This is a genomic window from Polaromonas sp. (genome assembly GCF_036676035.1).
Taxonomy (GTDB): Bacteria; Pseudomonadota; Gammaproteobacteria; order Burkholderiales; family Burkholderiaceae_C; genus Polaromonas.
Genome location: NZ_JAKFDR010000088.1, coordinates 1 through 10,649 on the forward strand (window position 1 = coordinate 1; position 10,649 = coordinate 10,649).

The window sequence follows — 10,649 nt, forward strand, 5'->3', positions numbered from 1 at the left end:
TTCAGCACAAACGGGCCGCAGGAGGCCACGCCAACGGCCGACAGCGCGCCCTGCGAAATCCCGGCCAGGCGGCAGCTTTCACCAATCATGCGCAGCACTTGCCGGCCCAGCGCATCGCTCGCGCCGTCCTTGGCCGTCGGCTCAGCCACGCGGCCCCGAATGCCGCGGTGGTCGGCCACGCTGACGGCGATCTTGGTGCCGCCCACGTCCACGCAGGCCACCGGTGCGGCGCCTTCGGGCATGCGGAAGCTGAAGCCAGTTGGCAGCGGCGAAGTGTTGTCAGTCATGGAGTCCGTCCGTATGTCAATCCGGCCGTTCAGGCGCGGCCGTAGTCATCCTGCAGCCGCACGATGTCGTCTTCGCCCAGGTAGTTGCCAAACTGCACTTCGACGATTTCAACCGGGTCCTGCGTGAGATTGGCCAGCCGGTGCACCTGTCCGACGGCAATGTCGCAGGCCTGCCCTTGCTGCAGGTCAAACTGGCGATCATCGAGCGTGATGCGCGCCGTGCCCTGCACCACCACCCAGTGCTCCGAGCGCTGGTGGTGTTTTTGCAGGCTCAGCTGCTGCCCCGGGTGCACGCGAATGCGCTTGATCTTGTTGCCGGGCGCTTCGGACACGGTTTCATACCAGCCCCAAGGGCGTTCGGTCCGTTCAATGGTCTCGGTGCGGGATGTGGTTTTCATGAAATGCAGACGCCTGTGGGCCAGCTTCGTATGCTAACTGCTTGCCAGCGAAACGGTTACCAGCCCGGTACAGGTCTGTGCTCGCCCCGGTGGCCCACTTCAAATCAGGTGGCTGATCAGGCCGGCGACAAAGCTCAGCAAAATCGTGGTGGCCAGCGGAATGAACCACTCGCGCCCAAACAGCATGAAGCGCAGGTCCCCCGGCAATTTGCCGAAGCCCAGCTTGTGCAGCAGTGGCGTGAACCAGCTGATCAAGATCAGCGCGAGAAAAATGACGATGAGCCAGCGGATCATGCCGCTAGTTTAGAGGTTCTGGTCCTGCGCCGGTTCCATGCCGAAAAGCCCGGCCATGAACCAAACAGACTTGTCCACGATTTGCATTTTTCCTGACCTGCTCTTTCCTGCATCGGACAAATCAGGGCTTCAGCGAGGCTTTTTAAATCCATGAGGTTTATTCTTTTTGGCCGCTTGATCCGCAGGTTCCGAGAGTTTTTCGAGAAGCCAGGTACGCAGCGTGTTGACGGCCGGAATATTTCCCCGATTTTCAATCACGCACAGGAAGTAACCTTGGCGGGCCATGTATGGCTGGTCAATGGGATTGATTAGCCGCCCTGATCGAAGCTCATCTTCCACAAGGCAACGCGGCACCAGGCCTATCCCGAAGCCGGACATGGCGGCTTTGATGATCAAGGAGTACTGATCGAAGCGTGGTCCTACCCGCCCGTTGCTGTGCTCAAGGCCAAAGTAGTTGCACCAGTCTTGCCAGGCGTGCGGCACCTCCACATGTTGCAAGAGGGTTAGTTGGGTCAATTGCTCTGGTGTCAAAACATTCCCGCCCTTGACCACACCCGGTGCGCAAATGGGAACGGTGTCCTTTCCCGTCAGATAACAGGACGCCGCGCCAGGCCACTCACCTTCGCCGAACTGAATCGCAGCGTCGAGCTCCTGATCTTCGTAAAAATTATGAGAATGCGCGTACCTCACGAAATTCAAGGTGATTTCAGGCTGCTCCAGATTGAACTGATGAAGCCTGGGGAGTAGCCACTGCATCGCAAAGCTCGGTGGCACCGAGAGGTTCAGGACACCCCCCTTTCCCCGATGGGACATGAGATGTGCCGTCGCAGTTTCGAGGTGATTCAAGGCCTTGCGCACTGATGGGAGGTAGGTCAGCCCGGCCTCTGAAAGCTCCAGTCGTTGATGAGCTCTTGTAAAAAGAGTAACCCCTAAATAGGCCTCCAGATTGGCAACCTGTCTGCTGACAGCCCCCTGGGTGACAAACAGCTCAGTCGCAGCCCGCGTGAAGTTGAGGTGTCTGGCCGTTGCCTCAAACGCCTGCAGCTCGGTCAATGAAGGGCAAAGTCTTCTCACACTCACTATTCCAAAATGTAATGGTGAAGCGACAAAAAATGATTTTACCCCTTGTCACGAAGCTTTCACAATCAATAGCAAGCCCTTGGCACTTGAGCTATTTTTCAATGCAAGGATTGACTGTATCACCCCATAGGAACCGGAATGCCTACAAGTACTGAACCTGCAAATGCACATGTGGTGCTGCACAACTGCACCGTACTCGACACCGAAAAAGGCGCGCTCGTGCAGGGGCAGAATATTCTGATTGCTCATGGCCGAATTGAAAAAGTCTCACCCGAACCCATTCATCATCCCGCCATTCAGGCCATCAACATGAACGGCACGGTCGTGATGCCGGGACTGATCGACTGCCACGTGCATTGCGTCGCATCGAGTCTTAATCTGGGACAAAACGCCTCCCTGCCGAACGTATTTGCCACCCTGAAGTCGCTTCCCATCCTGGAGGGCATGCTGTACCGCGGATTCACGTCGGTTCGGGATGCCGGTGGTGCCGACTGGTCGCTCAGCGAGGCAACACGGACCGGGCTGGTCAAGGGGCCGCGCATCTTCCCGGCTGGCAAGGCGCTGTCCCAGACGGGAGGCCATGGCGACTTCCGTCAGCGCAACGACCTGATGGAGCCATGCGCCTGTTCTCAAAAGGTCGGCTCCATTTCCAGGGTGGTTGACGGCGTCGACGCCATCCGGCGGGCCGTTCGCGAAGAAATCCAGAAGGGCGCCACGCAAATCAAGATCATGGCGTCTGGCGGAATCGCTTCCCCCAACGATCCCATCCATTTCCTGGGTTTCAGCGAGGACGAGATAAGGGCGGCCGTGGAAGAGGCGGGCAACGCTGGCACTTATGTGATGGCGCACGCCTATACGCCTGAAGCCATCATGCGGGCGGTCCGTTGTGGAGTCCGCACCATAGAGCACGGAAGCCTGATCAATGAGAAGGCAGCGGATTTCATGGCCGCTGCGGGCGCGTTCCTGGTCCCCACGACGGTTACCTACGAAGCCCTGGCCAGAGACGGCGCCAAACTCGGCTTCCCTGCCGCGTCGGTGGCAAAGGTAGAGGCAGTGCGATCCGCTGCGAGGCTGGCACTGGCGATCGCCGAGAAAGCCGGTGTCCAGGTTGCGTACGGCTCCGACTTGCTGGGCGAAACCCATTCATATCAGGCCGACGAGCTGAGAATCCGGTCAAAAATCTCCGGCAATGCCCAGGCGATCCGGTCGGCGACCACGGTTGCAGCTGCCGTGCTTCAACAACAGGGAAAGCTTGGCGTCATCCAGCCGGGCGCCATGGCGGATCTCCTGGTGGTCGACGGGAATCCGCTGGAAGACATCAACCTGCTGCTCGGGCAGGGCGCGCACCTTAAAGCCATCATGAAAGACGGTGCGTTTGTCAAAAACGCACTCTAACCATTCAGGCCGCAACATGAGGCTGCAAAATTTCCTGACAACGGCATGGGTTCGGATGGGCATTAAAGTTGCTCGTGAAGGTGCGTCCATCCTCCTTGACCCCGGTTATTTAGGCGACACCTTGACGCCTTTCGAAACCTCCCATACCCCGCGCGCCCGGAACCCGGGCAGCAGTTTGTTCAAATCGATGTTTAGTCCCACCAACCCCGTTTAACCTCCACCAGGAATCACAAATGAAATTTCAGCGCAGAAAAATTCTCAGCCTCGCGGCGGCAGGCGCGGCAACGTCATGCATTCCATCATTGGTTCTGTCTCAAACTGCAAATACTTTTCGGATTGGTGTGCTGAACCCCATCACCGGCGCCGGCTCACCTTACGGAACCGGGATGCAGAAAGCGATTCAGCTGGCCGTCGAAGAAGTCAATGCAGCGGGTGGAGCCGCCGGCAGAAAGCTTGAGGCGTTTTACGAAGATGACCAGACCCAACCGCAGGCTGGCGTTCTGGCCGCCAAAAAACTGATCGAGATCAACAAGATCGAGGCCTTGATCGGTACATGGGCCTCCGGCGTCACCCTCGCCGTGATGCCGCTGACGGATGAAGCCAACATCATCGAGATGAATGTCTCCGGCGCGCCGGCCATTTCCACGCTGGATAAAAAAGACCTGGTCTGGAGATTCCAGGCTACCAATGACCGCTTTGGCGCCGCGTTTGCCGAGATTGCGAAAAAGCGCGGCTTCAAACGCCCGGCCACCATGGCGTTCAACAATGCATCGGGGCGGGGCAACACGGATGGATTTAAACGAGTCTGGGAATCGCGCGGCGGCAAGGTGGTGTCGGAAGTGGTGTATGAGCCGAACCGCCCAAGCTACCGCTCGGAATTGCAGAAAGTGCTGGCCGAGAAACCGGACGTCATTGTCATGGGGTCCTACTTACCCGACACGACCATCATTTTGAGGGAGTGGTACCAGTCCGGCGACAAAGTTTCGTGGATCATACCGGCCTGGGCGGCCAACCCCGAACTGATCAAGGCCGTGGGACCGGAGGTGGCAGAAGGCCTCATCTCCGTGGACACGGTTTCCAACGAAACCGCGCCCAGCTACAAACCGCTCAATGAGCGCTTCCAGAAAGCTGCCGGCTCGCCCCTGAGCGGCAACATCTATGCAGCGATGTGCTACGACATGGTCATCTCGCTGGCACTGGCCATCGAGCTGGCCGGAGCGAAGGCAACGCCACAGCAGGTCAGCAGCCATATGCGCGATGTCAGCAACTCGCCCGGCACTGCCGTAGCTTCGTTTGCACAAGGCAAGCAACTGATTGCCCGCAAACAGAAAATCAACTATGAAGGCGCCTCCAGCAAACTGGACTTTGATGCGAGCGGCGACGCCAAATCGGACTTCGGCGTCTACGTCATAGAGGGGGGTAAGCTCGTGCGCCGGGACACCATCTCTGTTGAGTAAGCGCTGGAACCTGACGCATGTCATTTTCAACCCTGATCAATCTGGTCATTAACGGGGCAGTCGAGGGATTGATCATTGCCTTGCCCGCGCTGGCACTGACATTGGTGATGGGGATATGCAAATTCCCCAATGCTTCCGCCGGGGACACGATGACCATTGGGGCCTACGCAGCGTTGACTTTCCACGCCGCAGGTCTTCCGATGTTTATCCTGGCCGTAGGCGGCGCGACGGCGCTGAGTGCGGCGCTCTCCTGGGCTTCCTACCAGCTGATCTTCGGTCGCCTGACAAAATCCCCTATGGTCGCCAGCCTGCTGGCCGCCATCGGCCTCGCGTTTGTGATGCGCAGCGTGCTGGCGCTGGGCGTTGGACCTGAGCCGCGCACATTCAATCTACCCCTGGTCAGGGCCTGGAACTTCGACGGAATTCGCCTGCTTCCGACCGACCTGGCGATTGCGGCGGTTGCGGGTCTGGCGGTTCTTGGGGTTTTCTGCCTGCTGGGCCTGACCGATGCCGGGCGCAAGCTCCGCGCCGTGGCGGACAACAGCGACTTGGCACGGCTCAGCGGTATCCGGTCCCGCAAGCTCATGTGGCTTCTCTGGGCCCTGGCGGGTGCGCTGGCCGGACTGGGCGGCGTACTGATCGGCGTCAAGGGGGTTCTCACGCCGGAGATCGGCTGGGAGTTTGTCCTGCCGGCTTTTGCAGCGGTCGTTCTGGGCGGCATCGGCAGTCCTGTGGGTGCGGTGATTGGTGCCCTGCTCATGGGTATTGCGCAAGAGCTCTCGGTACCCCTGGTGGGGCCCAGTTACAAGCTGGTCGTGGCCTTCACTGTCATGGTGGTTGTGCTTTTTGTCCGTCCTGCGGGCATGTTCGGCACTGTAGAGAAGGTGAGATAGGCCATGGATGCTTACCTTGTGTCAATTGGCATTGTCGTTTTCATCTATGCCCTGCTGGCGATAGGCTTGAACCTGCAATACGGGGAAACCGGGCTCATCAACTTCGGTCACGTGGCATTCTTCGCCATTGGGGCCTACACCTCTGCCCTGATGGCGCTTAACGGCGTGCCGCTTTGGCTGTCGTTTCCCGCAGCAGGTGTCGCTGCCGCTCTTGCTGCCGTCCCGCTGGGGATGGCAGCGCTACGCCTGCGGGAGGACTATCTGGCGATCGTCACGCTGGGATTTTCCGAGAGCATCCGGTTGGCAATCCAGCAGGAAGAATGGCTGACGCATGGGGTGCAAGGCATTCCGGGCGTGCCTGCATTGTTTGCCTCTGCGGGCGGAAGCACCCGCAACCTCATGCAGTTGGCAAGCCTGGTTGCTTGCACCGGTGCGGCCATTCTGGCGGTGCGCATGCTCCAGCAAAGTCCCTTTGGCCGGCTGTTGCGGGCTATTCGGGACAATGAGCCAGCGGTGACGGCGATTGGCAAAGACCCGGCGGGCTACAAGATTCGTGTCTTCATGCTGGGTGCCGCGCTGGCGGGAATCGCCGGGGCTTTTTATGCCCACTTCGTGACCTTCATCACCCCGGAGCAATTTGTTCCGCTGGTGACGTTCTATGTGTGGATGAGCATCATTCTTGGCGGTGTCGGTTCGATGCGGGGTGCGCTGCTGGGAACATTGATTCTGGTTGTCTTCCTGGAAGGTTCAAGGTTTCTGCGTGACCTGGTCCCTGGCATTGCGGAGTCCCAGATGGCGCATGTTCGCCTGGGCGTGATTGGCCTGGCCCTGATCCTGTGCATGCTGTTCCAGCCTCAGGGTATCTTTGGAAAGCGGGGCCAGTGATGCTGTTCGTCGAAAAAATCACTGTCAAGTTTGATGCGTTCACAGCCGTGGACGAAGTCAGTCTGCGCGTCGCACCGGGAGAGCTGGTGGGACTCGCAGGTACCAACGGCGCGGGAAAATCCACGCTCTTCGCGGCGATTGCCGGCCAGATGCGGCCCTGCGGTGGGCGCATCATGTTCAACGGAGCCGACATCATACGGCAAGCGTCACACAGGCGTGCGGCGCATGGCCTGGCCCGCACCTTCCAGGTTCCCCGGGAGTTTGGGAGCCTGACGGTGCTCGAAAACCTTCTTGCCGCCGCCCCCAACGAACACAGTGAATCCATGATGGCAGCGTGGCTGTTTCGCAGGGCGGCCGCCAGGCGTGAGAGCCATTGGATCCGTCATGCTGACGCGGTGCTGGATCTGCTGGGTATTTCGCACATTCGCGAACTGCCCGCCAAGGGTCTCTCCGGAGGCCAGAAAAAACTCATCGAGCTGGCCCGGATTCTGATGAGGAAACCAAAAATTGTTTTGCTTGACGAACCCTTTGCGGGTGTCAATCCAGTCCTGATTGGGGAAATCATGAAGGCCCTGAAGACGCTGAGCGAGCAGGGCATCGCCTTGGTGGTTGTAGAGCACCATCTGCAGGCGCTCAAGTCGCTGGCGACCCGGCTTGTCGTCATGGACCAGGGGAAAATCCTGGCAGAAGGCAACCCTTCTGAAGTGCTGGAGAGCGAGAAGGTACAAGCGGCTTATATGGGAGGTGTCGTATGACCGAGGTGTTAGCGGCCACCAGTGTCTCGGGAGGGTATGGTGAGGTCGACATCATCAAAGACATCAGCCTGGCGGTACATGACAAGGAGATCGTCACCATTGCCGGCACCAACGGTGCCGGCAAGTCCACCTTGCTGCGCGCCCTGTTGGGGATGCTGCCGCGAGTCCGCGGTGCGCTCGCCTTGAATGGCCAGGACATAACCACACTGGCCGTCGAGGCGCGGGTTGAGGCAGGCCTGGCCTGCGTCCCTCAGGTTGCGAATGTCTTCCGCACGCTGACGGTCCTGGAGAACCTGCAGATAGCCTCGTCGGCTGGTAAATCAGCAATCTTTGACAAGATCTTCGCGGCATTTCCGATTCTCAAGCAGCGCTTGAAGCAATCCGCCGGCTCTCTGTCGGGCGGGGAACGCCAGCAGCTCGCCATTGCACGGGCCTTGATCAGGGATCCCAAGGTCGTCGTCCTGGACGAGCCGACGGCCGCTCTCGCGCCCTCCCTCGTGAACTCGATATTCGACATCATCCAACTGCTGCCCCTGCAAGGCGTCGCCGTTCTTCTGGTAGAGCAGCGGGCGCGTCAGGCGCTGGCGATCAGTGGCCGCGGATACATCCTGGATCAGGGCCGCATCGTACTTTCCGGAGACGCCCGCTCGCTGCTGGAAAACGAGCAAATGTCACGCCTCTATCTGGGCACGGCAGAGCACACCTGATGCCGTGCTGCGGCGCGGTCACGAGCGCCTGAAGCTTGCCGGCGAAACCCTGGAGGCGTTGTCCAGCCGGCTTCGCTTAAACGAACAGGCAACTTGCCGCGAGGCAAGCTCAGTGGAGGTTGCCGACGGTCCTTTGCCGGCGCGGCCGTTCAGCTGACCGCCAGTCCCAGTTCCTGTATGCCTATAACGTGTGGCTGCGGTCGCCAGCGGAAAAACCCATGGGCTCCCACAACGGACCTTTGGCAAAGGCGATGACCTTGAAGAGTTCGCCCATCTCGTGCTCGGCAATCAGCTTCTGCACCATGGCGCGCTCGGCGAGGTTGGCGCTGTCAACGCCGCCTTCCATGCCATCCAGCAGCCCGCAGTTGAGCAGGAAACGGCCCTGGCTGGTGTAGCCCAGCACCTGCAGCCCCGCCTCCTGGCCGGCCAGCGCCACGCCGGTGAAATTGACATGCGCGGTGATGTCTTTGCGGCCCACATCGGCCAGCGCGTCACCATCGGACAGATGCCCGCGGTGGCACATCACCGTGCCCATGCTGCGCTGCGGGTGGTAGTACTCGTGCTCGGGAAAGCCGTAGTCCAGCAGGAACACGGCACCGGCCTCCAGTTTGTCGGCCAGCGTGCGGACAAAGCCTTCGCCCTGCGGATGAATCTCGGTCACATAGTCGTGCTCGCCCGGCACTTCGACCGGGGGGCGCAGAGCGGTCGGCCGGTCCGCATACACAAGGCGGTCATCGTGCAGGGCCACGCCGCGCTCATGCCAGACGCCAGCAACGCGCGCCAATAGCTGCACCGGCATGGCATCGAGCACCTCGTTGCCCACCACCACGCCGCGCATCCGTGCGGGCAGCTCAGTCACCCAATGCACCTTGCCCGCATGGGCGGCCAGCTTCGCCTGCTGGCGCGCGCGCAGGCTGCCCGACAAATCGACTATGGTGTAGCGCTCGACCTGGGCCCCCAGCGCCTGCAGCAACTGCAGCGCGAGTGCGCCGGAGCCGGCGCCAAACTCCCAGACCTCGGCCGTGCCCGTGGCCTGCAGGGCCTGGCCGACCTGGCGGGCCAGCGCCTGGCCAAAACGGGGAGACAGCTCGGGCGCGGTCACAAAATCACTGCCGCCACCGGGCTCACCGTCCTTGCCACCCTTGCCCGCAGGCATCAGGCCGAATTTGCGGGACTCGTTGGTGTAATAACCCCAGCCCGGGCTGTACAGGGCCAGCGCCATGAAGCGGTCAAAGCCGATCCAGCCGCCGGCGGCTTCAATGGCCCGCCCAATGGCCTGCAACGGGCGCAAATCGGGGGGGGTCGTTAAACTAGAGGGTGTTGTCATGGTCGTCAGCCCCTGATTGTCAGCGATTCGCCCGCCGCCCCGCCCCAGGGCGCCAGATTCCCGACTCCTTTGCGTGATCCCTTATGCCTACTTCGCCCCGCCCACCTGTTGTTCTCGTCACCGGCGCCGCCAAGCGGCTGGGCCGCGAGATCGCGCTGGCGCTGGCCGCCGGCGGCTGGCAGGTGGCCGTGCATTACCGGGGCTCCGATCAAGACGCTAGCAAAACAGTAGCTGACTGCGCACAACTGGCGGGAGGGGCGGCCGCTTTTCAAGCTGATCTCGCGGATGAGACGGCAGTCCGCGAGCTGGTGCCGCGCGTGGTGGCCCATTTTGGCCAGCTCGATGCGGTGGTCAACAACGCCTCCACCTTCGAGCACGACAGCGCCGCCAGCTTTGGCTTTGCGGCCCTGGACAAGCACCTGCACAGCAACACCGGTGCCGCCATCCTGCTGGCCCAGGCCTTGCACGAGCATGTGAGCGCGCGCAACGGCTCAGGCGCCGTGGTCAACCTGCTGGATCAGAAGCTGTGGAACCAGAACCCCGATTTTTTCAGCTACACCCTGTCCAAAGCCGCGCTGGAGGCGGCCGGCACCATGCTGGCGCTGGCGCTGGCGCCGCAGGTGCGCGTGGTGGGCGTGGCCCCGGGGCTCACTTTGAGCAGCCACCTGCTGAGCGACGAGCAGTTTGAAGCGCGCCACAAGCTCTCGCCGCTGGGCCGCTCGTCCACGGCGGCCGATGTGGCCGCCACGGTGAAGTTTGCGCTGGACAACCAGTCCCTCACGGGCACCACGCTACTGGTCGATGGCGGCCAGCACCTGATGAAATTCGAGCGCGATTTTTCCCTGATGTGAACGCAAACACTTGACAACCGCCTGCACACCCCCTGCCCCGATCACCCTCAGACTGCCCCCATGTACAACACCCTAGGCACCCAGATCCTGACGCTCACTGGTTTGCGCTTTGACGCCAACCTGGGCATTCTGGATCACGAGAAAACCTCGCCGCAACCGATCCAGGTCGATGCCGAGCTGAGCCTGGGCACGCAGCCGCTGCTGCCCAGCGACGACGACATCAAACATGTGCTGGACTACCGCAAGGTGCGCCAGATCATCATCAACGAGTGCACGGCCGAGCATGTGAACCTGCTGGAAAGCCTGATCGGCAAGCTGGC

The 10,649-nt window shown here is 60.9% G+C and carries 12 protein-coding genes and 1 pseudogene; 8 read left to right on the top strand and 5 right to left on the bottom strand.

The window, feature by feature from the left end; translation table 11 throughout:
- From V6M61_RS13205 to V6M61_RS13220, 4 genes and pseudogenes are all read right to left on the bottom strand, one after another.
- Positions 1-287, bottom strand: a pseudogene (locus V6M61_RS13205) (hypothetical protein); the annotation flags it as partial.
- Between the two features lie 29 nt (positions 288-316).
- Positions 317-685: a phosphomannose isomerase type II C-terminal cupin domain gene (locus V6M61_RS13210; protein WP_332777038.1), complete on the bottom strand. Its 369-nt coding sequence runs from the start codon at positions 683-685 to the stop codon at positions 317-319.
- 99 nt (positions 686-784) lie between these two features.
- Positions 785-979, bottom strand: coding sequence for a DUF2905 domain-containing protein (locus V6M61_RS13215; protein WP_332777040.1), 195 nt, complete (start codon positions 977-979; stop codon positions 785-787).
- A 129-nt stretch (positions 980-1,108) separates the two neighbouring features.
- Entirely contained in the window at positions 1,109-2,032 is a 924-nt protein-coding gene (locus V6M61_RS13220) for a LysR substrate-binding domain-containing protein (RefSeq protein ID WP_332777041.1), read from the bottom strand.
- A gap of 165 nt (positions 2,033-2,197) precedes the next feature.
- Between V6M61_RS13220 and V6M61_RS13225 the strand changes: the two genes are divergently transcribed.
- From V6M61_RS13225 to V6M61_RS13250, 6 genes are all read left to right on the top strand, one after another.
- Positions 2,198-3,454, top strand: a complete 1,257-nt coding sequence (locus V6M61_RS13225; protein ID WP_332777042.1) for a metal-dependent hydrolase family protein — start codon at positions 2,198-2,200, stop codon at positions 3,452-3,454.
- A gap of 233 nt (positions 3,455-3,687) precedes the next feature.
- On the top strand, positions 3,688-4,911 hold the full coding sequence (locus tag V6M61_RS13230) for an ABC transporter substrate-binding protein (RefSeq protein WP_332777043.1): 1,224 nt from the start codon (positions 3,688-3,690) through the stop codon (positions 4,909-4,911).
- Between the two features lie 17 nt (positions 4,912-4,928).
- Positions 4,929-5,804: a branched-chain amino acid ABC transporter permease gene (locus tag V6M61_RS13235; protein WP_332777044.1), complete on the top strand. Its 876-nt coding sequence runs from the start codon at positions 4,929-4,931 to the stop codon at positions 5,802-5,804.
- A gap of 3 nt (positions 5,805-5,807) precedes the next feature.
- On the top strand, positions 5,808-6,689 hold the full coding sequence (locus V6M61_RS13240) for a branched-chain amino acid ABC transporter permease (protein WP_332777045.1): 882 nt from the start codon (positions 5,808-5,810) through the stop codon (positions 6,687-6,689).
- The gene (locus V6M61_RS13245; RefSeq protein ID WP_332777046.1) at positions 6,689-7,444 is read left to right on the top strand and encodes an ABC transporter ATP-binding protein; all 756 of its coding nucleotides are present in this window, start codon (positions 6,689-6,691) and stop codon (positions 7,442-7,444) included. The genes V6M61_RS13240 and V6M61_RS13245 overlap by 1 nt, the downstream gene beginning before the upstream one ends.
- Positions 7,441-8,151 (top strand): ABC transporter ATP-binding protein, encoded by a 711-nt coding sequence (locus V6M61_RS13250; RefSeq protein ID WP_332777047.1) that lies wholly within the window; start codon positions 7,441-7,443, stop codon positions 8,149-8,151. The genes V6M61_RS13245 and V6M61_RS13250 overlap by 4 nt, the downstream gene beginning before the upstream one ends.
- A 181-nt stretch (positions 8,152-8,332) precedes the next feature.
- Here V6M61_RS13250 and V6M61_RS13255 read toward each other — a convergent pair whose 3' ends face one another.
- A complete protein-coding gene (locus V6M61_RS13255) occupies positions 8,333-9,478 on the bottom strand; it encodes a class I SAM-dependent methyltransferase (protein ID WP_332777048.1) in 1,146 nt (381 codons plus the stop codon).
- Between the two features lie 83 nt (positions 9,479-9,561).
- Here V6M61_RS13255 and V6M61_RS13260 point away from each other — a divergent pair, with 83 nt between their 5' ends.
- Together V6M61_RS13260 and V6M61_RS13265 are read left to right on the top strand one after the other, a co-directional pair.
- The gene (locus tag V6M61_RS13260) at positions 9,562-10,329 is read left to right on the top strand and encodes an SDR family oxidoreductase (RefSeq protein WP_332777049.1); all 768 of its coding nucleotides are present in this window, start codon (positions 9,562-9,564) and stop codon (positions 10,327-10,329) included.
- A 60-nt stretch (positions 10,330-10,389) separates the two neighbouring features.
- Positions 10,390-10,649, top strand: a 260-nt coding sequence (locus V6M61_RS13265; RefSeq protein ID WP_332777050.1) for a dihydroneopterin aldolase, incomplete at its 3' end; no start/stop codon positions are given.

Excerpts from the sequence above, each read along its gene's own strand:
- V6M61_RS13210 (WP_332777038.1), bottom strand. The coding sequence starts at position 685 with ATGAAAACCACATCCCGCACCGAGACCATTGAACGGACCGAACGCCCT.
- V6M61_RS13215 (WP_332777040.1), bottom strand. The coding sequence starts at position 979 with ATGATCCGCTGGCTCATCGTCATTTTTCTCGCGCTGATCTTGATCAGC.
- V6M61_RS13225 (WP_332777042.1), top strand. The coding sequence starts at position 2,198 with ATGCCTACAAGTACTGAACCTGCAAATGCACATGTGGTGCTGCACAAC.
- V6M61_RS13230 (WP_332777043.1), top strand. The coding sequence starts at position 3,688 with ATGAAATTTCAGCGCAGAAAAATTCTCAGCCTCGCGGCGGCAGGCGCG.
- V6M61_RS13235 (WP_332777044.1), top strand. The coding sequence starts at position 4,929 with ATGTCATTTTCAACCCTGATCAATCTGGTCATTAACGGGGCAGTCGAG.
- V6M61_RS13240 (WP_332777045.1), top strand. The coding sequence starts at position 5,808 with ATGGATGCTTACCTTGTGTCAATTGGCATTGTCGTTTTCATCTATGCC.
- V6M61_RS13245 (WP_332777046.1), top strand. The coding sequence starts at position 6,689 with ATGCTGTTCGTCGAAAAAATCACTGTCAAGTTTGATGCGTTCACAGCC.
- V6M61_RS13250 (WP_332777047.1), top strand. The coding sequence starts at position 7,441 with ATGACCGAGGTGTTAGCGGCCACCAGTGTCTCGGGAGGGTATGGTGAG.
- V6M61_RS13255 (WP_332777048.1), bottom strand. The coding sequence starts at position 9,478 with ATGACAACACCCTCTAGTTTAACGACCCCCCCCGATTTGCGCCCGTTG.
- V6M61_RS13260 (WP_332777049.1), top strand. The coding sequence starts at position 9,562 with ATGCCTACTTCGCCCCGCCCACCTGTTGTTCTCGTCACCGGCGCCGCC.